The sequence below is a fragment of the Tolumonas auensis DSM 9187 genome (assembly GCF_000023065.1).
In the GTDB taxonomy this organism is placed as follows: domain Bacteria; phylum Pseudomonadota; class Gammaproteobacteria; order Enterobacterales; family Aeromonadaceae; genus Tolumonas; species Tolumonas auensis.
The window spans coordinates 1,893,718-1,913,423 of record NC_012691.1 but is presented as its reverse complement, the minus strand read 5'-3'; the positions used below and the strand labels follow the sequence as shown (position 1 = coordinate 1,913,423).

Annotated in this window: 22 protein-coding genes and 1 other annotated feature; of the genes, 10 read left to right on the top strand and 12 right to left on the bottom strand. The window is 47.6% G+C overall.

Going from position 1 to position 19,706, the window contains the following annotated elements; translation table 11 throughout:
* Positions 1 to 9 precede the first annotated feature (9 nt).
* The 12 genes from TOLA_RS08875 to hisG all read right to left on the bottom strand — a co-directional run bounded on the left by TOLA_RS08875 (position 10) and on the right by hisG (position 12,052).
* A complete protein-coding gene (locus TOLA_RS08875) occupies positions 10 to 1,200 on the bottom strand; it encodes an HlyD/EmrA/EmrK family protein (RefSeq protein WP_015878827.1) in 1,191 nt (396 codons plus the stop codon).
* An 18-nt stretch (positions 1,201 to 1,218) separates the two neighbouring features.
* Positions 1,219 to 2,670 (bottom strand): efflux transporter outer membrane subunit, encoded by a 1,452-nt coding sequence (locus tag TOLA_RS08870; protein WP_015878826.1) that lies wholly within the window; start codon positions 2,668 to 2,670, stop codon positions 1,219 to 1,221.
* 3 nt (positions 2,671 to 2,673) lie between these two features.
* Positions 2,674 to 3,177 (bottom strand): MarR family winged helix-turn-helix transcriptional regulator, encoded by a 504-nt coding sequence (locus TOLA_RS08865; RefSeq protein ID WP_015878825.1) that lies wholly within the window; start codon positions 3,175 to 3,177, stop codon positions 2,674 to 2,676.
* 412 nt (positions 3,178 to 3,589) lie between these two features.
* Complete coding sequence (locus TOLA_RS08860; protein ID WP_015878824.1) at positions 3,590 to 4,834, bottom strand: diguanylate cyclase; 1,245 nt, start codon at positions 4,832 to 4,834, stop codon at positions 3,590 to 3,592.
* A gap of 126 nt (positions 4,835 to 4,960) precedes the next feature.
* Positions 4,961 to 5,581, bottom strand: coding sequence for a bifunctional phosphoribosyl-AMP cyclohydrolase/phosphoribosyl-ATP diphosphatase HisIE (hisIE, locus tag TOLA_RS08855; protein WP_015878823.1), 621 nt, complete (start codon positions 5,579 to 5,581; stop codon positions 4,961 to 4,963).
* Positions 5,574 to 6,347 carry an imidazole glycerol phosphate synthase subunit HisF gene (gene hisF, locus TOLA_RS08850; RefSeq protein WP_015878822.1) on the bottom strand — a complete coding sequence of 258 codons (774 nt, stop codon included), beginning with the start codon at positions 6,345 to 6,347 and terminating at the stop codon, positions 5,574 to 5,576. Before hisF ends, hisIE begins: the two co-directional genes overlap by 8 nt.
* Positions 6,329 to 7,066, bottom strand: a complete 738-nt coding sequence (hisA, locus tag TOLA_RS08845) for a 1-(5-phosphoribosyl)-5-[(5-phosphoribosylamino)methylideneamino]imidazole-4-carboxamide isomerase (protein ID WP_015878821.1) — start codon at positions 7,064 to 7,066, stop codon at positions 6,329 to 6,331. The genes hisF and hisA overlap by 19 nt, the downstream gene beginning before the upstream one ends.
* Entirely contained in the window at positions 7,066 to 7,668 is a 603-nt protein-coding gene (gene hisH / locus TOLA_RS08840) for an imidazole glycerol phosphate synthase subunit HisH (RefSeq protein ID WP_015878820.1), read from the bottom strand. Before hisH ends, hisA begins: the two co-directional genes overlap by 1 nt.
* A gap of 10 nt (positions 7,669 to 7,678) precedes the next feature.
* Complete coding sequence (gene hisB / locus TOLA_RS08835) at positions 7,679 to 8,752, bottom strand: bifunctional histidinol-phosphatase/imidazoleglycerol-phosphate dehydratase HisB (RefSeq protein ID WP_015878819.1); 1,074 nt, start codon at positions 8,750 to 8,752, stop codon at positions 7,679 to 7,681.
* Between the two features lie 13 nt (positions 8,753 to 8,765).
* Entirely contained in the window at positions 8,766 to 9,842 is a 1,077-nt protein-coding gene (gene hisC, locus TOLA_RS08830; RefSeq protein ID WP_015878818.1) for a histidinol-phosphate transaminase, read from the bottom strand.
* Entirely contained in the window at positions 9,842 to 11,143 is a 1,302-nt protein-coding gene (gene hisD, locus TOLA_RS08825) for a histidinol dehydrogenase (RefSeq protein ID WP_015878817.1), read from the bottom strand. The genes hisC and hisD overlap by 1 nt, the downstream gene beginning before the upstream one ends.
* Positions 11,144 to 11,155: 12 nt before the next feature.
* Positions 11,156 to 12,052, bottom strand: a complete 897-nt coding sequence (gene hisG / locus TOLA_RS08820; RefSeq protein WP_015878816.1) for an ATP phosphoribosyltransferase — start codon at positions 12,050 to 12,052, stop codon at positions 11,156 to 11,158.
* A gap of 16 nt (positions 12,053 to 12,068) precedes the next feature.
* Positions 12,069 to 12,197, bottom strand: a sequence feature (His leader region).
* A 56-nt stretch (positions 12,198 to 12,253) separates the two neighbouring features.
* Here hisG and TOLA_RS16675 point away from each other — a divergent pair.
* The 10 genes from TOLA_RS16675 (at position 12,254) to pheS (ending at position 19,703) form a co-directional block, all read left to right on the top strand.
* Positions 12,254 to 12,439, top strand: coding sequence for a hypothetical protein (locus TOLA_RS16675; RefSeq protein WP_148210438.1), 186 nt, complete (start codon positions 12,254 to 12,256; stop codon positions 12,437 to 12,439).
* 104 nt (positions 12,440 to 12,543) lie between these two features.
* Positions 12,544 to 13,560 carry a vitamin B12 ABC transporter permease BtuC gene (gene btuC, locus TOLA_RS08815; RefSeq protein WP_015878815.1) on the top strand — a complete coding sequence of 339 codons (1,017 nt, stop codon included), beginning with the start codon at positions 12,544 to 12,546 and terminating at the stop codon, positions 13,558 to 13,560.
* Positions 13,544 to 14,332: a vitamin B12 ABC transporter ATP-binding protein BtuD gene (locus TOLA_RS08810; protein ID WP_015878814.1), complete on the top strand. Its 789-nt coding sequence runs from the start codon at positions 13,544 to 13,546 to the stop codon at positions 14,330 to 14,332. Before btuC ends, TOLA_RS08810 begins: the two co-directional genes overlap by 17 nt.
* Positions 14,333 to 14,382: 50 nt before the next feature.
* Positions 14,383 to 14,706, top strand: a complete 324-nt coding sequence (locus TOLA_RS08805; protein ID WP_049759212.1) for a diacylglycerol kinase — start codon at positions 14,383 to 14,385, stop codon at positions 14,704 to 14,706.
* Positions 14,707 to 14,819: 113 nt separating this feature from the next.
* Positions 14,820 to 15,107 carry a 50S ribosomal protein L25 gene (gene rplY / locus TOLA_RS08800; RefSeq protein ID WP_015878812.1) on the top strand — a complete coding sequence of 96 codons (288 nt, stop codon included), beginning with the start codon at positions 14,820 to 14,822 and terminating at the stop codon, positions 15,105 to 15,107.
* A 197-nt stretch (positions 15,108 to 15,304) separates the two neighbouring features.
* A complete protein-coding gene (gene thrS / locus TOLA_RS08795) occupies positions 15,305 to 17,233 on the top strand; it encodes a threonine--tRNA ligase (protein ID WP_015878811.1) in 1,929 nt (642 codons plus the stop codon).
* Between the two features lie 3 nt (positions 17,234 to 17,236).
* The gene (gene infC, locus TOLA_RS08790; RefSeq protein ID WP_015878810.1) at positions 17,237 to 17,776 is read left to right on the top strand and encodes a translation initiation factor IF-3; all 540 of its coding nucleotides are present in this window, start codon (positions 17,237 to 17,239) and stop codon (positions 17,774 to 17,776) included.
* Positions 17,777 to 17,868: 92 nt separating this feature from the next.
* Positions 17,869 to 18,066 (top strand): 50S ribosomal protein L35, encoded by a 198-nt coding sequence (gene rpmI, locus TOLA_RS08785; RefSeq protein ID WP_015878809.1) that lies wholly within the window; start codon positions 17,869 to 17,871, stop codon positions 18,064 to 18,066.
* 15 nt (positions 18,067 to 18,081) lie between these two features.
* A complete protein-coding gene (gene rplT / locus TOLA_RS08780; protein ID WP_015878808.1) occupies positions 18,082 to 18,438 on the top strand; it encodes a 50S ribosomal protein L20 in 357 nt (118 codons plus the stop codon).
* Positions 18,439 to 18,719: 281 nt separating this feature from the next.
* The gene (gene pheS, locus TOLA_RS08775) at positions 18,720 to 19,703 is read left to right on the top strand and encodes a phenylalanine--tRNA ligase subunit alpha (RefSeq protein WP_015878807.1); all 984 of its coding nucleotides are present in this window, start codon (positions 18,720 to 18,722) and stop codon (positions 19,701 to 19,703) included.
* Positions 19,704 to 19,706 lie beyond the last annotated feature (3 nt).

The following is a 19,706-nucleotide window of genomic DNA, read 5'->3' as shown; positions in this document are numbered from 1 at the left end:
AACGACCTGCTATTTCTTAACATACAGAGTAGATGACTGCGTATCATTGGCGGCAATGATCTGACCGATAATACCGTCAGCGCCATCCAGTTGACGGGTATAGACGTCAGTCTGATAGCGAGGCTTGGCAGGCGAAGTCTGCGACAGTAATTCACCCTTCGAATTACCGGTATCAACATCCACCAACATCGACAGACCCACACGTAACGGATGTGCTTTCAGTTCTTCGGCATCCAGCTGGATACGAACCGGCAGACGCTGAACCACTTTGATCCAGTTACCGGTCGCGTTTTGCGCAGGCAATAAAGAGAACGCGCTACCAGTGCCAATTCCCAGACTTTCTACTGTGCCGTGATACTCCACTTTATCGCCGTACAGATCAGCCGTGATTGTGGCGGGCTGACCGATACGCATACCTGTCAACTGCGTTTCTTTGAAATTGGCATCAACCCAGACCTGATCTAAAGGGATCACCGCCATCAAAGCCGAACCGGGATTAACTCGTTGACCGACCTGAACATTCCGACGGGCAATATAACCGGAGACTGGCGCGATCAACGCAGTCCGTTGTTTTGCCAGATAAGCCTGACGCAGTTGCGCGATTGCATTTTTTACCAGTGGATGCGTACTGACATTCGTATTCACAATTAATGCTTCCTGCGCTTTCATTTGCTGTTCAGCAACCGCCAGCGCTTTTTCCGCAGAATTCACCGTATCTTGTGCATGACTCAGTTCTTCCTGCGATAAACCGCCGGCTTTCACCATGTTCTTACGGCGGGAAAGATCAGTTTCGGCTTTACGCAGCGCAATTTTCTGCTCAGCGACAACCGCTTTAGCCTGTTCGGTGTTATTAAACATAGAACGCACCTGACGAACGGCCTGCGCTAAATTGGCTTCCGCAGTATCAAAGGCAATATCTGCGTCGCTGTTATCAAAGCGCACCAGCTCCTGACCTTTAACCACATAATCACCGTCATCGGCGGTAATACTGGTGACCGTACCAACGATTTCCGGCGTAATCTGTACCAGATTGCCATTCACATACGCATCATCAGTAAACTCTGAACCTACGCCGTAGTTGACATACCAGAATGCGGAACCTGTGCCTGCAGTCAGCAACAGCGCGGCAAAAATCATCAGGCTCTTTTTACGTTGCCCGGCATGTAATGACACATTTTTTTCTGATTTAGTCTGACTCATAAAAAACCTCTAAAAAGACTAACTGTTCTGAGCATCTTTAACGGCTGCTGGTGGCTGAGAAGCTAAAAAGCCGCCACCTAAAGATTTAATCAATTGGATCTGCGATTCCTGCTGCTGGTTTTTCAGCGCAGTAAACGCTGATTCAGCCTGCAGTAATTGCTGTTCAGCCATCAGCACTTCCAGCTGACTGCCCATTCCTGCCTGATATCTTTTTTCCGTGATTTGATAACTTTTCTCTGCCAGTTCCATACTTTCTTTGGCATCAATCAGTTGCTGTTCGAATGATTTTAATGCCAGCACGTTATCGCTGACTTCGTTTAATGCGGTGATCAGCGTCTGGTTGTATTGCGCGACAGCCGCATCGTAATCCGCTGTTTTTGACAGCAGATTTGCTTTCAAATCCGATGTGAAAATCGGCAGAGAAATAGCAGGCGTTACATTCCATGAACGGCTGACATCGGCAAACACAGCATCACCTAATACTGATTTGAATCCGGCCATCGCGGTCAGGTTGAAATCCGGATAAAAGCGGGTTTTAGCGGCATCAATCTGTTTGCTGGTGGCTTCTACACGCCAGCGGGCAGCAGTAATATCGGGGCGATGACTGATTAACGAGGCCGGTAAATCTGCCGGAAGATGGAAATCAGCCTGCACCGATACGTCTGGACGAGCAATACTCAACGCTCTGTCCGGTCCGGTTCCGACAAGCGCAGCCAGTGCGTTCTTAAGCTGAGCCACAACTAAAGATCGCTGTTTCAGAGCCTGTTTTGCACTTGCTGCGCCACTTTGTGCGGCATACAAACGATCTTCAGATGTCAGTCCGTTTTTAAATAAACGATCAGTGATTTCAACAATGTGCTGATTCCGGTCGAAATCCTTTTGTGCCAGATCTTCTAACGCGTAAGCATTAGCTAATTGAATATAGGTCTGGGTAATGCCAGTAGACAGCGCGATCCGGGCTGCCTGTTGATCAATTTCCGCGGCTTTCTGGTTATTGACACTGGCTTCCCATGCGGCGCGCTTACCACCCCACAAGTCGAAATTGTAATTAAACGTTAAACCGAGTGAGCGGCTGGTGGAGTAACGATTACCTTCTCCCAGCGGATCTTCCATACGGGAAAAACGGGCCCGACTCATATTTGCATCAGCGCTTAAAGTTGGATCAAACTGACTGTCCGCTGTCGCAACCTGCGCATTTGCCTGATTCAGTCTGGCTGAAGCCAGTTGCATATCCGGGCTGTTTTTCAATGATTCAGCAATCAACGCATTCAGATCCTGATCACCAAAATCCAGCCACCAGGCCTGTTGCGGCCAGTTTGCTGATGACAGCGCATCCGTAGTCAGACTTTTGCTGTGAGTCAGTACATTATTGCCAAATAAAGTATTTTGCGGGCGGATATCATCCGGAGAAGCGCAACCGGATAATAAAACCACCAGTGTTAATGAAGATAAAAGGAAATATCTGCGCATTTTTTATTCCTGCGATTCAGAAGATGGATCTGGTACTGAATAGTGTTCTTTAGCGAAGGCACAACCCGAGGAGGCCAGGATTTTTCTCAGGCAATGTTTGAGCTGAGATTTCTCTTCCTCGGTCAACGCATGAGTTAGTTCTGCAATTGCATCTTTCGCCAGAGGCATCGCGCGCTCAATCGTTTCATTACCCTTATCCGTTAATTCAATTAACTGTGCCCGGCGATCTTCCGGTGCCGGATAACGTTTAATCAGTTCTTTCTTTTCCAGCCTATCCAGCATTCTGGTTATGGCGCTGTTATCTACGCCCAGTGATTTACCAATATCGCTGGGACGATTTTTATTAAAACGATAGATATTAAACAAGGCTTTAGCCTGACCCGCGGTAATGTCTTCCGGTTCCAGATGTTTATCTAATAAGCGATCTTTCAGCAGGTTAGTGTGTCCTAACAGAAAACCAAGGCTTTCCGCCAAAGGCTCCATCTTTCCTGATTCTTGCTTAGACATTAATTGACCTCACAGTAATTGATTAGGCATTAATTGCCTATGCAACTAATTGTGCGCTTCTATTTTGAGAATGGCAATACAGGATCTCTGACGCAGCATAGTTACAGAAGAAAGGTTGCGTTTGCATTAAGTTCATTATCGCAAATGTTATGTTCAATGAGGTGTCCTTTATTCAAGCGGTTCTCCGAATCTATTTCAGAGGGGGAAGCGGTCTGAAGGGGATTGATAGGTGAAACCTCTCAGATAAATGGCGTAAATAAGATTGCTCCCACATTCCTTATTGATAATAATTATCATTTGTGAGTTTGATGACAATATGAAACCAGTTACGCATTATTACCTGGGTGATCCGGATGAAATCGCAGCGAAAGCACATGCTGTCGCAAATCAGGGGAAAGCCGGATAACGGCATTTATTCACAGTTAGTACAAATCTGATCCCGACCTTGTTGTTTTGCCAGATAGAGCAACCGATCAGCCGCCTGAAGCATTTCTTCCAGCTGCTCGGTTAGTTCGTCTGTAACACCAAAACTGGCGGTAATATAAACCGGATGTCCCAAATCTATCGCCGTGCCTTTCAGGTCATGCCGGAATTGTTCAATCCGCGACAGCGCAATTTCAAACGGGGTATCAAATAAAATCAAACCGAATTCTTCACCGCCTAAACGGAAGGTAATGCAATCCGGAAAACGCTGGGAAAACAGCGCTGATACCGCCTGCAGAACTGCATCGCCTGAATGATGGCCATATGAATCATTGATACGCTTGAAATGGTCAATATCCATAACGCCCATGGTAATGGATTGTCCGGCTGATTTGGCCGACCGGAACTGTTTTTCAACCTTTTCAAACAAATAACGGCGATTAAATAGTTGAGTCAAATGATCACGATAGATCACATCACGCAAGTCTGTCTGCAGTTCCAGCATTTCCAGATTATGGTTTATCCGGCACAGAAGTTCTTCCGGTGAAAATGGTTTGGTCAGAACGTCATTAGCTCCGTATTTGATAAAACTGGCAGACAGTAATTTTTCATCGAGCGCCGAAATACCGATGATGGCTAAATTCTCTTTATCGTGTTTTTCCCGTAAGGCTTTTACCAGCTCCATACCATTCATTTCCGGCATATGATAATTGGCCAGCACCATTTTGATTTCAGGATGTCGTTCCAGAATATTCAGTGCCTCAATGCCATTTTTTGCTTCATGCACATTCAAAAGCCATTTTCTGAGTTGTTTGGTAATAAACTGCATGTCAGTAAAAACATCCTCAACAACCAGTACAGAAACGAACTGATTCAGATAGAGGCGCTGCAGAATATGGATGAGATCGCTGAATGAATGCTTTGAATCATAGACAATATAATTAGTAAGGCCTCGCTCGAGTAATTCATTCCGTGTTTTTTCGCTGAAACTGGCGGTTATTACTACGACGGGAATATGCAATTGCATTATTTCATCCAATGCTTCGTTGTCCGGCGCATCGGGGTCAGACTGACCGGTCAGTACTGCAAAATAATCATGATTTACAGCCAGACGGGCCTTTGCTTCTGCCAATGAATCCACACTATCTATTTCAATAGCCAGTTCTTTGCTAATGCTTGAACTGAGTGCATGGGTGATCATCTGGCCATCTTCGATTAACAGTATTCTGTTCATACAATAACGACATAAAGGTTAGATGCATCTGTATATAGTTAAGTATAAACGCGACTGGGAATTGCGGCGGGCAGAAAAAAACAGAACAGAAAATCCGGTAGATTTCTGTTCTGTTTCAGATTCAGATTACTTATGACGTTCCTGCAGGCACTGTACTACGTCAGCCAGTTGCAGGCCTTCGTTTTGCAGCAGAACGGTCAGGTGATACAGCAGATCAGCGGATTCATTGATCAACTCTTCACGATCTTTTGCCATGGCAGCCAGTGCAACTTCCACACCTTCTTCGCCCACTTTCTGAGCAATACGCTTAGTGCCTTTGGCATACAGACGAGCGGTATAACTGGATTCCGGATCTGCATTTTTACGACCAGCCAGGATCTGTTCCAGTTCAGCTAAAAAGCCCAACGGCAGAGCAGGGTGCTCATCAAAGCAGGACGGGCAGCCACGATGGCAGGTTGGGCCGATTGGATCAGCAGCAACCAGCAGGCTGTCGTTATCGCAGTCGGTGGTAATTGCACGCAGTTGCAGAACGTGACCAGAGGTTTCACCTTTGGTCCATAAACGGCCTTTGCTGCGGCTGAAGAAGGTCACATGACCGGTTGCAATAGTTTTATCCAGTGCTTCACGGGTCATATAACCCTGCATCAGCACCTGGCCGGTGTGCACATGCTGCACAATCGCCGGGATCATGCCGTCAGTTTTTTCCCAATCCAGACGGCTTGGGTCAACAGTAATTAAATCAGTCACGGATCTGCACTCCTTCGTTACGCAGATAAGCTTTTAATTCAGGGATCGGAATAATTCCCTTATGAAATACGGAAGCAGCCAGAGCACCATCGACATCAGCAATCTGGAACGCATCACGGAAGTGTACCATTTCTCCGGCACCACCTGAGGCGATCAATGGAACTTTACAGAGGTCACGGATTAACTTGAGTTGAGTCAAGTCATAACCCTGACGCACACCATCCTGGTTCATCATATTCAGTACGATTTCACCGGCACCGCGTTTCTGCACTTCCACAACCCAATCCGGTGTAGTCCATTTGGTAATGCGGGTACGATTTTCATCGCCAGTGTATTGTTTTACCTGATACTGACCGGTTGCCGCATCAAAATAGGAGTCGATACCGACTACGATGCACTGCACACCAAAGCGATCCGCCAGTTCAGTGATCAGCGCAGGGTTTTCCAGTGCAGGGGAGTTGATGGATACTTTATCAGCACCGAACTCCAGAATGCGCTTCGCATCTTCGACAGATTTAATTCCGCCTGCCACGCAGAACGGAATATCAATCACTTCGGCGACACGGCTGACCCAGCTTTTATCAACGACACGGGCGTCGGAAGAGGCGGTGATATCATAGAATACCAGCTCGTCAGCGCCTTCATCGGCATAGCGTTTTGCCAGCGGAACGATATCACCCATCACTTCGTGATTACGGAACTGAATGCCTTTAACGACTACGCCGTCTTTGACATCAAGACAAGGAATTATGCGTCTTGCCAGCATGCGATAGCCTCCTTTACGGTGAATTTGCCTTCTAGCAATGAACGACCGAGGATCACGCCACCCACACCAGAACCTTTCAGCGCTTCGATGTCAGCAATACCGCCGATACCACCGGAAGCCTGCCAGTTGATCTGCGGGAATTGTGCTGCCAAATCACGATACAGCGCTACGTTACTGCCTTGCAGCGTGCCGTCACGGGAAATATCGGTGCACAGTACATGCTTCAGGCCAACAGGCAGATAATGCGCCAGCAATGCTTCGATGGTGACGCCACTGTCTTCCTGCCAGCCGGCAACAGCAATCTTGCGATTACCTTCGGCATCGATGTTCACATCCAGCGCCAGCACAATTTTGTCAGCACCGTATTTCTCAACCCAGCCTGCAACAGTAACCGGATCTTTCACTGCGGTAGAGCCAATCACCACACGGTTAGCGCCCGCATCCAGCAGGTCTTTGACATCTTGCTCAGTGCGAACACCACCACCGATTTGCACCGGTGCTTTGGTGTTGGCCAGCAATTTACGGATCACAGTCAGCTGGCGTTTGGTGCTGTCTTTCGCGCCATCCAGATCAACCAGATGCAGCTGAGTAGCACCTTGTGCCACATAATCATCAAAGCGACCCTGAGGGTCAGCTGAATATTCAGTTTTTTGACCGTAGTCTCCCTGATAGAGGCGAACTACTTTACCGTCGATTAAATCAATAGCCGGAATAATCATTACATCTCCAGGAAGTTACGAATCAGTTGCGCACCCAGTTTACCGGAACGTTCCGGGTGGAATTGCGCACCGAAAAAGTTGTCTTTACCGACGACTGCACTGAATGGCTGGCCGTAATCACAGCGAGCCAAAGTGGCTTCGGTGACTTCCAGCGCATAAGAATGCACAAAGTAGAAATAGCTGCCGGAAGGAATATCTTTGAACAGAGGATGTGTACCATCGTGTTCAATCTGGTTCCAGCCCATGTGCGGCAGGCGCAGATTACCGACTTGCATCAGTTTCACTTTGCCGGGAATGATGCCCAGACACTGGATATCCGATTCGTCATCCATGCTTTCTTCAGATGCCTGAGCCAGCATTTGCATACCGAGACAGAAACCCAGCAATGGCTGTTTCGCTTCGCGGATCAAATCAACCAGCTTACGCTCCTGCAGATTACGCATGGCGGCTTTGGCGGTGCCCACCCCTGGCAGGATCAGCTTATCTGCTGATTTAATGTCAGCCGCATCGCAGCTGACAATCGGCTCAACGCCTAAACGCTGAATCGCCATCTTTACCGAGGACAGGTTGGCACAACCGGTGTCAATAATAGTCAGTTTCATGCTGAACCCCTTACAGAACACCTTTGGATGATGGCAACTCGGTGCCTTCTACCTTAATGGCTTGACGCAATGCGCGGCCAAAACCTTTAAACAGTGCTTCTACCTGATGATGCGTATTACCTTCGGTCACGGACAGATTCAGCGTGATAGCCATTGAATCAGTCAGAGAACGGAAGAAATGTTCAACCATTTCGGTATTGAATTCACCAACCTGTTCGCGGCCAAAGTTGGCTTCAAATACCAGGAAAGGACGGCCAGAAAGGTCAATGGCAACCTGAGCCAGACATTCATCCATCGGCAGCAGGAAGCCAAAACGACCAACGCCGCGCTTATTGCCGAGTGCTTTTTTCAGTGCTTCACCCAGTGCAATAGCGGTGTCTTCTACCGTGTGGTGATCATCGATATGCAGGTCGCCCTGAACATTCAACTGCAGGCTGAAGCCAGCATGCGTTGCGATCTGATCCAGCATGTGATCAAAGAAGCCAATACCGGTAGATATTTGATTTCCACCAGATTTATCCAGATCCACGTCAACGCCGATCTGTGTTTCTTTGGTATTTCTGATCACGTGCGCTTTGCGGCCTTTGTTCAGCAGCATGTCACGAATTTGATTCCAGTTGCAGGTCTCCGGATTATAACGAATTCCGTGGATACCCATGTTTTCTGCCAACTGCATATCAGTGATGCGATCGCCGATCACATACGAGTTTGCGTGATCAATGCGACCAGAGTGCATGTAATCTTTCACTATACCCAGCTTAGGTTTGCGGCAGGTACAGTCATCATGCGGGAAGTGCGGGCAAATCAGCACTTCTTCCCAGGTCACGCCCTGCGATTCAAAGATGTGCATCATCAGATCTTGCGGTGGCTGGAAGTTTTCCAGTGGCAGACTCTCGGTGCCGAGACCATCCTGATTGGTCACCATCACCAGAATATAACCAGCAGCTTGTAAATCACGCAGTGCCGGGATGACCATTGGTTCAAAACGCAGTTTATCCAGACTATCAACCTGCTTATCAATCACAGGTTCTTCAATCAAAGTACCGTCGCGGTCAATGAAGAGAAATTTTTGTTTTTGGCTCACGGCGTTCTCCCTGTCAGGCCAATGATTGCAGCACGGTTAATACCGCCTGCATTTCCGCTTCGTCACCGATAGTGACACGCACGGAATTGTCCAGCATCGGCTTATTAGCGAAATCACGCAAAATAATGCCTTGTTCGACCATCGCGGCAAACACTTTTGCGCTGTCGATAAAACGAATCAGCACAAAGTTACCGTTATCATCATAGATGTCTTTAACACATGGCAATGCTGCGATGTCGGCTTTGAATTTCTGTTTCAGTCCATTCAGCCACTGAATACGCTGACGCATAATTTCCAGACCGGCCGGACTTAACGCCTGCGCAGCGATCTGAGCAACCGGTTCAGCTATCGGATACGGTGCGATCACTTTTAACAACAGACCGATCACTTCCGGATTGGCAATGGTGAAACCACAACGCAGACCAGCCAGCGCAAAGCCTTTGGATAAGGTGCGGGTGATCACAAGATTAGGATAATCGTTGATCAGGTCGATCATGCTGAACTGCGGGCAGAATTCAATATAGGCTTCATCCACCACAACGATGGCTTTGTCCTGAGTAGCATTCAGCACCGTGATCAGTTTTTCACGATCCAGCACCGTGCCGGTTGGGTTATTTGGCGAGCAGAAGAAAATAACCTTAACGCCATCCAGTTGTTCCAGAATAGCAGGAACATTTGGCTGGAAATCCGGCAGTGGCGCAACAGTACGAATACCGACACCGCAAGTTTCTGCACTGATAGAATACATACCGTAAGTTGGCGGGCAGATCAGGATCTCTTCTTTTCCCGGCTCACAGAAGGTACGTACCAGCAGCTCAATTGCTTCGTCAGAACCACGGCTGACCAGCACCTGCTCGGGTTTAACGCCGGCATAGGCAGCATATGATTCGATAACCTGTGGTGGCTGACATTCCGGATAACGGTTCAGACGGCTGCTATCTAAAGTGTACTGTTCACTTTTAGGCGCTTCGTTAGCGTTCAGAAACACATGACCTTTACCGCCGATACGACGAGCGGAAAGATAAGGGGTCAGATCCTGTACTCGCTGACAGGCCAGTTTGGTTAAGCTGGTAGGAGTAGTCAGACTCATTATTTCGCCTCCTGGCTGTTAATGCTGTCCATACGAATAGTAACGGCGCGTTTGTGTGCGGTCAGACCTTCAGCATCAGCCATTGTCGTCACTGTCGTAGCCAGACCTTTAAGACCATCAGCACTCAGTTCCTGCACGGTATAACGGCGTTGATAATCGGCCAGACCAAGGCTGGATGCAGTTTTCGCATAACCATAAGTTGGCAAGGTGTGGTTGGTGCCACTGGCATAATCACCGACAGATTCCGGCGTCCAGTTACCGAGGAAAATCGAACCGGCATTTTCGAGCTTGTTCAGTAAAGCCCGCGGTTCAATAGTCTGCACAATTAAGTGTTCCGGTGCGTATTCATTAGAGATAGCACAGGCTTCTTCCAGATCGGCACAGATGATAGAACGGCTGCTTTCTAATGCTTTGCGGGCAATGTCTGCGCGGCTCAGTTCAGCCAGCTGTTTTTCCAGCTCTGCATCGACTTTATTTGCCAGCTCAACAGAAGGTGTAACCAGTACTACCTGAGAATCAGGGCCATGTTCAGCCTGAGACAACAGGTCAGCGGCAACAAATGCCGCATTCGCTGTATCATCAGCGATGACCAGCACTTCTGACGGGCCGGCTGGCATATCAATCGCTGCACCGCGGAAATCCATGCTGACCTGACGTTTAGCTTCAGTTACCCAGGCATTTCCCGGCCCAAAGATTTTATCAGCTTTAGATACAGACTCTGTGCCGTATGCCATAGCCGCAATCGCTTGTGCACCACCCATGGTGTAGATTTCACTGACGCCACACAGCGTTGCTGCATAAATGATTTCATCAGCGATTGGTGGTGGTGAGCAGAGGATCACTTTACGACATTCGGCAATTTTCGCCGGAATTGCCAGCATTAACACAGTAGAAACCAGAGGTGCACTACCACCCGGAACATACAAACCAACCCGGTTAATTGGCTGATAGTGCAGTTCACAACGGACACCCGTTTGTGTATCTAAAGATAATGGTGCTGATTTCTGAGCCTGATGAAAGGTAGCAACATTGCGATAAGCATGCTGAATAGCCGCTTTCAGTTCCGGGCTGGTACGTTCACAAGCAGCTTTGATTGTTGCATCGCTTAAGCGTAAATCACCATCACTGACTTTATCGAATTTTGCAGTGAATTCGCGCAGTGCACTATCACCTTCAGTTCGAATACGATTTACGATATTGCTGACAATGCTCGTGATTTCAGCTGAATTACTCATTGCCGGACGGGTCAGCGTCTCGCGACGCTGCTCCGTATCCAGATTTGCCCACTGAACGATCTGCATATTCTGCTCCCGTTACATCATCATTTTTTCGATTGGCAGCACCAGAATAGAGCTGGCACCCAGCGCTTTCAGTTTTTCCATGGTTTCCCAGAACAGGGTTTCTGTAGCAACAACATGCATTGCAACATGGGTACTGTCGCTGGCCAGTGGCATCACAGTCGGGTTTTCAGCGCCAGGCAACAAAGCGGTAATTTCAGCCAGTTTATCTTTTGGTGCGTGCATCATGATGTACTTGCTTTCACGAGCCTGCAGCATGCCTTCCAGACGCGGCATCAGACGATCAACCAGCTTCTGTTTTTCCGGATACAGTTCTGTATCAGCCTGAATTAAAGATGCTTTGGAGCGGTAGATGACCTGAACTTCTTTCAGACCGTTGGCTTCCAGAGTCGCACCAGAAGAAACCAGATCACAGATAGCTTCAGCCAGACCAGCTCGCGGAGCTACTTCTACTGAACCAGTCAGTAATACTGGCTTAAAGGTAACGCCCTGTTCAGCCAGGAAGCGTTTCAGCAGGTGAGGGTAGGTGGTGGCAATTTTCTTGCCTTGCAGTGCAGCAACGCCTGTCCACTCTTCTTCGCGAGGAATAGCCAGAGAAAGACGACATCCGCCGTAATCCAGATCTTTCAGCTTTTTGTATGAAGTCGGCAGACCCTGAGACTGACGTTCCAGCATAGTTTCTTCAAGAACGTTTTCACCTACAATTCCCAGATCGACAACCTTGTCCATTACCAGGCCAGGAATATCATCATCACGAACACGCAGAATATCGATTGGCATATTTTCAACATGCGCGATCAAGCGATCTTCACGCAGATTGATTTTAAAACCACAGCTTTTCAGCAGTTCTTGAGAATCCTGACTCAGGCGACCTGATTTCTGCATCGCGATGCGCAGACGTTTGCTATCCATAGTTATATCCTTGTAAATGAAAAAACCCTCGGAAGTAGTGGCTTCCGAGGGTTTAGTGATTGGCTTGGGAACCACTTGGAAGTCACATTTGTGTCTTCCAGCAGCAATCCTCCTGAAAGACTAGTCCGGATGATGGCGATGGTGGTGATGCACAGTCTTCAGTAAGGTCATAGTGGCTGATATTGTTTCTTTAGTGTCCCAATGACTTACAAAATACCGCGCCTGACAAAAAATGCAAGCATAGATTACAGGAAAAGAGATTTTGCATTTTTTATCGAAAATAATGCAACCTTATTCATTAATCCTGAAAAAAGCGAAATGAAGAGGATCGTTGCCGGATACGTAACCGATTTCACCGGACAAAAAACAACACCCGGAACAGATTGATAGATCTATCTGATATCAGGCTTTGCAGGAATCACAAGTTCGCGGATAAGAATCAGAGTGATACAATTCTGAACCTTACTCTAAGCTGAATTGGATCCTGCTCCGTGTCATTGCAAACTATCTGGCATAAACAGCGCTGGCAGCGTCAGATTTGGCTGACCGCCTTGCTGGCCTGCTTATTCCTTATGACGATCATAAGTCTGTCACTCGGAAGTTATCAGATCGCGTTATCTGATTGGTGGCACGGGCTGTCTGAAACGCAACTGCAAGTGATCTGGCAATTGCGTTTACCCCGTACTTTTCTGGCTATCGCTGTTGGTGGCGGACTTGCACTTTGTGGTGCTGTATTACAGATATTACTGCATAACCCTGTTGCGGAACCTGGGCTGATCGGTATTTCCAGCGGTGCCAGTTTACTTGCGGTGCTGCTTATTTTTGCCGGGCACCAGTCAGGCATTGTTATTCCGCCGTGGGGCGTCAGCGTGTCCGCATTTGTCGGGGCTTTATTGGTAACCTTGCTGCTACTCCGGTTGTCACATCGCGGGCAAATAGGGGGGAGCAGATTACTGTTACTGGGCGTAGCTATTGGCATTGCCAGTAATGCACTGACGACATGGCTGCTTTATTTTTCTGATGATCAGGCGTTGCGGGAAATTATGTTCTGGATGATGGGTAGCCTTGCCTATGGTCAGATTCATCCGGCTTACTGGTGGTTACCATTCATTATTGTGTGTGGATGGCTGGCTTGTCAGCACCGCAAGCTGGCGCTGCTGCAGTTAGGAACTTATCAGGCTCAACTGATGGGGCTGGATTTACAAAAGACGCAGCGGAAACTGGTATGGGCTGTTTGTTTTATCAGTGGCATGTGCGTCGCCTTAGCTGGCGTGATTGGCTTTATCGGGCTGGTTGTGCCGCATTTATTGCGACTGGCAGGTAAAGATGGTCCCGCATTTACTATTCCGGCATCTGTATTAGCCGGTAGTCTGCTGTTGTTAATTGCCGATGTATTATCCCGTTCTGTAGTAAGTGCCGGTGAATTACCGGTAGGGGTGGTCACTGCGACTATTGGTGCTCCTGTTTTCATCTGGTTATTGGTACGCCGTCATGCTCTCGCTGGTTGATTTTGCTGTGACGCATCGCGTCGGGCCGCTTACTGTCTCTGCCTCTGCGGGGCAACATATTGCGCTGCTGGGGCCGAATGGCAGCGGGAAATCCAGTTTATTACTTGCTGTAGCAGGGCTTATTCCATCACAAGGCCAGTTGCTGCTGGATCAGCAGGATATCAGACAGTGGTCTATGCAAGAGGCTGCAGTCAAAAGAGCCATGCTGCCACAGCGTACAGCACAACTATTGCCTATCGCGTGTCATCAGGTTATTGCATTAGGTTCTGCCCCCTTAAACCTTAACGAAACAGCGATAAAATCAGCGATAGAACAGGTTTGTTCCCGATTGGAATTGATGGATTACCTGAACCGGGATTTCAGTCAGTTATCAGGCGGGGAACAACAGCGGATCCTGCTTGCAAAAACCCTGCTGCAGGTCTGGCCGGGGCTGAATCCGCAAGCACGCCTGTTACTGCTGGATGAACCATTAGCAGGGCTGGACTGGCATCATCAGATCACGCTATTAACCTTGCTGAATGAACTTACCCTGCAAGGGCTCACAATAGTGACATCAATCCACGATTTTAATCTGGCCGTGGCGCACTGCGATGTGATCTGGTGTTTACAACAAGGTAAACTGGTTTTTTCAGACAGAGCTCATCAGCTTGATGAACATTTGATAGAAAAGGTTTTCCGTCTTAAAACAATCCGTAGTCAGGCAGAAGGCCAGACACTATTTATCCCGTGGCAAGTCAGTGACGAAGCCAGTCAGAAGAGGAAGTTGATGTGAAACCGGGTAACAAAGGCCTGTATCGTGTATATAAAGCCGGCATTTACAGCATGCAGGGCATCAAGGCTGCATGGAAACATGAAGCTGCCTTCCGCCAGGAAGTGATCCTGATGCTATTGCTGACACCTGCGGCGTTTATCGTCGGAGCAGGTCTGACGCAACAACTACTTTTGTTAGTGCTGGCATGGCTGGTCGTCATCGTCGAGATCCTAAATTCTGCAGTGGAAGCAGTTGTCGATCGCTTTGGTGGTGAAATGCACGATCTTTCCGGCCGGGCGAAAGATATGGGGTCTGCGGCCGTATTTATCACCCTTGTGCTCAATGCGGTCGTCTGGGGTGCTGTTATTGGTCAGAACTGGCTGGGTTGGTGGTAAGTTTTTTACTTGTTGCCATTACGAATGGATGATAGTATCCGCGCCGCTATTAAAGAGGTATCGAACGGTCGCATTTGGTGCCATACATTCATTAATTAAGAAGTGAGATCACTATGTCTTTTACATTCCAAACTGAAGTTCGTGCAGACCTGGGGAAAGGTGCGAGCCGCCGCCTGCGTCGCGCTGAACAAGTTCCAGCAATCCTGTACGGTGCTGGTCAGGAAGCAGTTTCTCTGGTTCTGGATCACAACAAAGTTATCACTGCTCAGCAAGAAGCTGCATTCTACAGCGAAGTGCTGACTCTGGTTGTTGATGGCAAAGAAGTTAAAGTTAAAGTAGCTGCAGTTCAACGTCATCCAGTTAAGCCAAAAGTAGTTCATCTGGATTTCATCCGCGCTTAATTGTTCGGATACTGAAATAAAGGCAGCCTCGGCTGCCTTTATTTTTAGGCTCAAAAGCAGCATCTTTGTTTGCACCAGCCACCACATTTCATTAGACTTTTGCCCGACATGTCCGAATGTAGCGGACATTGCCTTTCAACATTACCTCAATATCAACAAGTGACACTTGGTGTGTGTCACCACTGTAAGGATAAATCATGCCTGTAATTACACTTCCCGATGGTAGCCAGCGTCAGTTTGAAAATGCTGTCTCTGTATTAGACGTTGCTGCAAGCATCGGTGCTGGTTTAGCTAAAGCCTGTATCGCTGGTCGCGTTAATGGTGAGTTAGTTGATGCGTGCGAGCTCATCGAAACTGACGCCACGCTTTCTATTATCACAGCCAAAGATCAGGAAGGTCTGGAAATTCTGCGCCACTCCTGTGCGCATTTGCTGGGGCACGCAATCAAGCAATTGTGGCCACAGACCAAAATGGCTATCGGACCAGTTATTGATAACGGCTTTTACTATGACGTAGATCTGGATCAGATGCTGACAGAAGAAGACATCCAGGCGCTGGAAGCGCGGATGTTGGAACTGGCACAAAAAGACTACGACGTCGTTAAAAAAACAGTGAGCTGGCAGGAAGCCCGCGATGTATTTGAATCCCGTAGTGAAACCTACAAGGTTGCCATTCTGGATGAAAATATTGCCCGTGATGACAAACCTGGTTTGTATCATCATGAAGAATATATTGATATGTGCCGTGGCCCGCATGTTCCGAATATGCGTTTCTGCCACCACTTCAAACTGCAGAAAACCTCTGGTGCCTACTGGCGTGGTGATGCAAAAAACAAAATGCTGCAGCGTATCTATGGCACAGCCTGGGCTGACAAGAAACAGCTGAATGCCTATCTGCAACGTTTGGAAGAAGCTGCAAAACGCGATCACCGTAAAATCGGTAAGCAGCTCGATCTGTATCATATGCAGGAAGAAGCACCGGGCATGGTGTTCTGGCATAACGATGGCTGGATCATTTTCCGTGAGCTGGAAACCTTTATTCGCCAGAAACTGCGCGAATACGATTATGAAGAAGTAAAAGGTCCATTCATGATGGATCGCGTGTTGTGGGAACGTTCAGGCCATTGGGATAAATATGCCGATGCCATGTTCACCACTTCATCAGAAAACCGTGAATACGCTATTAAGCCGATGAACTGCCCGGGTCATGTGCAGATCTTCAATCAAGGTCTGAAATCTTACCGTGATCTGCCATTGCGTATGGCTGAGTTCGGCAGCTGTCACCGTAATGAACCATCAGGTTCTCTGCATGGCTTGATGCGCGTACGTGGTTTCACGCAAGATGATGCACATATCTTCTGTGCTGAAAATCAGATCCAGGATGAAGTATCCGCCTGTATCCGTATGGTGTATGACACTTACAGTACTTTCGGCTTTAAAAATATCGCCGTAAAACTTTCTACACGTCCGGAAAAACGTATTGGCAGTGATGAAATGTGGGATCGTGCAGAAGAAGCACTGAGCGCAGCATTGAAGCACAACAATATCGAATTTGATCTGCAACCGGGCGAGGGCGCATTCTACGGTCCGAAGATTGAATTTACTTTGCATGATTGTCTGGATCGCGCGTGGCAATGTGGTACTGTGCAGCTCGACTTTGCATTACCAGGTCGTCTGGGTGCAACTTATGTCGGTGAAGATAATGATCGCCATGTTCCGGTTATGATTCACCGTGCAATTCTGGGCTCAATGGAACGTTTTATCGGTATCCTGACTGAAGAGACAGCCGGATATTTCCCACTGTGGCTGGCACCTTTGCAGGCCGTAGTGATGAATATCACGGATAATCAGGCCGATTATGTGAAAGAAGTCGTTAATACTTTAAATGAATCGGGTATCCGGGCAAAAGCGGACTTGAGAAATGAGAAGATTGGCTTTAAAATCCGTGAGCATACTTTGAAACGTGTTCCTTACATGCTCGTCTGCGGCGATAAAGAAATGGAAGCCGGCGAAATCGCAGTAAGAACCCGTAGAGGTGTTGATTTAGGTAAATTCAAAGTAACTGATTTAGTAGAACAGTTACGCAAAGAAATCAGCACTCGTGTACTAAATGTTGTGGAGGAATAAGCTATAAACGGCGCAAAGAAAACCGGGAAACAAACACCACGGACTCGTATCAATGGTGAAATTCGTCTGAAAGAAGTTCGACTTGTTGGACTTGAAGGCGAGGCGCTCGGAATTGTCTCTATGGAAGAGGCATTGGATGCTGCAATTAAAGCCGGCGTAGACTTGGTTGAAATCAGCCCAACTGCTGAACCGCCAGTTTGTCGCATTATGGATTTTGGCAAATTCCTCTACGAAAAGAGTAAATCTGTTAAAGAACAGAAAAAGAAAACCAAACAGATCCAGATCAAGGAAATTAAATTCCGTCCTGGAACTGATGAAGGCGACTATCAGGTAAAACTACGCAACCTGATTCGTTTTCTGGAAGAAGGGGACAAAGCCAAAGTAACACTGCGTTTCCGCGGGCGTGAAATGGCGCATCAGGACCTCGGCATGAATGTTCTGGAACGTGTAAAAGCGGATCTGGAAGAGATTGCTGTAGTGGAGTCTTTCCCTCGTGTGGAAGGACGCCAGGCAGTCATGATGCTGGCCCCTAAAAAACGGTAATCAGGCTTTCAAGTAAAAACGACCATCAGATTCAGGTCTGATGGTTTTTTTCGCCTGATTATATTAATGGCAAATACAATGCGGAGTTCGTAATGCCAAAAATGAAAACTGACCGTGGTGCTGCTAAGCGCTTCAAAAAAACCGGTTCCGGTGGTTTTAAGTGCAAGCACGCTAACAAGCGTCACATCCTGACCAAGAAAACTACCAAGCGTAAGCGTCACCTGCGTGCGCCAGGCATGGTCGCCAAACCTGATTTGGCTCGAGTTTCAGCAATGCTGCCATACGCATAAGGGAAGGATTGACAAATGCCAAGAGTTAAACGTGGTGTGACTGCACGTGCGCGTCACAAGAAAGTTCTGAATGCAGCTAAAGGTTACTACGGTGCTCGTTCCCGTATTTACCGCGTAGCTGTTCAAGCAGTTACTAAAGCTGGTCAGTACGCTTACCGTGACCGTCGTCAGAAGAAACGTCAATTCCGTCAACTGTGGATTGTACGTATCAACGCTGCTGCTCGTTTGAACGGTCTGTCTTACAGCCGTTTCATCAACGGTCTGAAGAAAGCTTCTATCGAAATCGATCGTAAGATCCTTTCCGATATCGCAGTTCATGATAAAGCTACCTTTACCGCTCTGGTAGAGAAAGCGAAAGCCGCACTGGCTTAATCAAGTACGTTGCGAATAGGGAGGCGAAAGCCTCCCTTTTTTTATCCGCGCATTATCTGAATTCCCCGCTTAATCTAATAATTCCAATCTGTTTAAGCTGATCCAGTCAATGATCGGGCAGTTAATCACCGTCAACGTGCCCTAATCTGAGATTCATCCTTTTGATCACCTTATTCCCGATTTATACTAAGCGGTTATGATCAAAGCGTAATTGGTTATCGCTCGAGAGAGTAGCAATCTGCAGAACAAAACCTTGTACGAACAAGGGTAATGAGGGAAATATGCAGCAACTAGAAGAAGTAGTCGCCAGTGCACTGGCGAAAATTGCCGAAGCTACGGACAATAACGCGCTGGAAGCGTTACGTGTTGAGTATTTCGGTAAGAAAGGTGTCTTTACGGAACAAATGAAGGCATTAGCCGGTTTATCTCCGGAAGAGCGACCAGCAGCAGGGCAGTTGATCAATCAGGCGAAAGAAAAAGCACAGAATGCATTAAACGAGCGCCGCGAAGCATTAACTACAGCTGAACTAGCGAAAAAACTGGCTGCCGAAACTATTGATGTGTCTTTACCTGGTCGTCGTTTTGAAAATGGTGGTATTCATCCTGTTACCCGCACCATTGAACGAATTGAACGTATTTTCGGTGAATTAGGTTTCAGTGCAGAATATGGCCCTGAAATTGAAGATGACTTCCATAATTTTGATGCATTGAATATTCCAGGTCATCACCCGGCCCGTACTGATCACGATACCTTCTATTTCAATCCTACATTGATGCTGCGTACTCATACTTCTGGTGTGCAGATCCGTACTATGGAAAAACAGCAGCCACCAATCCGTATCATTGCGCCGGGTCGTGTATACCGTAATGACTACGATCAGACACATACCCCGATGTTCCATCAGGTTGAAGGTCTGCTGGTTGATGAAAATATCAGTTTCTCTAATCTGAAAGGAATTCTGCACGATTTCCTGCTTAATTTCTTTGAAGAAGATTTACAGATCCGTTTCCGTCCTTCCTATTTCCCATTTACTGAGCCAAGTGCTGAAGTGGATGTTATGGGGAAAAATGGTCGTTGGCTGGAAGTGTTAGGCTGTGGCATGGTACACCCGAATGTGCTGCGCTCAGTTGGGATTGATCCTGAGAAATACTCTGGCTTTGCCTTCGGAATGGGGGTCGAACGTCTGACTATGTTGCGCTATGGCGTTAACGATTTACGCGCGTTCTTCGAAAATGACCTTCGTTTCCTCAAGCAGTTCAAATAAGGA

What these genes read in the sequence shown, in the direction of transcription:
- TOLA_RS08875 (WP_015878827.1), bottom strand. Translation starts at nt 1,200, where the DNA reads ATGAGTCAGACTAAATCAGAAAAAAATGTGTCATTACATGCCGGGCAA.
- TOLA_RS08870 (WP_015878826.1), bottom strand. Translation starts at nt 2,670, where the DNA reads ATGCGCAGATATTTCCTTTTATCTTCATTAACACTGGTGGTTTTATTA.
- TOLA_RS08865 (WP_015878825.1), bottom strand. Translation starts at nt 3,177, where the DNA reads ATGTCTAAGCAAGAATCAGGAAAGATGGAGCCTTTGGCGGAAAGCCTT.
- TOLA_RS08860 (WP_015878824.1), bottom strand. Translation starts at nt 4,834, where the DNA reads ATGAACAGAATACTGTTAATCGAAGATGGCCAGATGATCACCCATGCA.
- hisF (WP_015878822.1), bottom strand. Translation starts at nt 6,347, where the DNA reads ATGCTGGCAAGACGCATAATTCCTTGTCTTGATGTCAAAGACGGCGTA.
- hisA (WP_015878821.1), bottom strand. Translation starts at nt 7,066, where the DNA reads ATGATTATTCCGGCTATTGATTTAATCGACGGTAAAGTAGTTCGCCTC.
- hisH (WP_015878820.1), bottom strand. Translation starts at nt 7,668, where the DNA reads ATGAAACTGACTATTATTGACACCGGTTGTGCCAACCTGTCCTCGGTA.
- hisC (WP_015878818.1), bottom strand. Translation starts at nt 9,842, where the DNA reads ATGAGTCTGACTACTCCTACCAGCTTAACCAAACTGGCCTGTCAGCGA.
- hisD (WP_015878817.1), bottom strand. Translation starts at nt 11,143, where the DNA reads ATGCAGATCGTTCAGTGGGCAAATCTGGATACGGAGCAGCGTCGCGAG.
- hisG (WP_015878816.1), bottom strand. Translation starts at nt 12,052, where the DNA reads ATGGATAGCAAACGTCTGCGCATCGCGATGCAGAAATCAGGTCGCCTG.
- TOLA_RS16675 (WP_148210438.1), top strand. Translation starts at nt 12,254, where the DNA reads ATGACTTACAAAATACCGCGCCTGACAAAAAATGCAAGCATAGATTAC.
- TOLA_RS08810 (WP_015878814.1), top strand. Translation starts at nt 13,544, where the DNA reads ATGCTCTCGCTGGTTGATTTTGCTGTGACGCATCGCGTCGGGCCGCTT.
- TOLA_RS08805 (WP_049759212.1), top strand. Translation starts at nt 14,383, where the DNA reads ATGCAGGGCATCAAGGCTGCATGGAAACATGAAGCTGCCTTCCGCCAG.
- rplY (WP_015878812.1), top strand. Translation starts at nt 14,820, where the DNA reads ATGTCTTTTACATTCCAAACTGAAGTTCGTGCAGACCTGGGGAAAGGT.
- thrS (WP_015878811.1), top strand. Translation starts at nt 15,305, where the DNA reads ATGCCTGTAATTACACTTCCCGATGGTAGCCAGCGTCAGTTTGAAAAT.
- rpmI (WP_015878809.1), top strand. Translation starts at nt 17,869, where the DNA reads ATGCCAAAAATGAAAACTGACCGTGGTGCTGCTAAGCGCTTCAAAAAA.
- rplT (WP_015878808.1), top strand. Translation starts at nt 18,082, where the DNA reads ATGCCAAGAGTTAAACGTGGTGTGACTGCACGTGCGCGTCACAAGAAA.
- pheS (WP_015878807.1), top strand. Translation starts at nt 18,720, where the DNA reads ATGCAGCAACTAGAAGAAGTAGTCGCCAGTGCACTGGCGAAAATTGCC.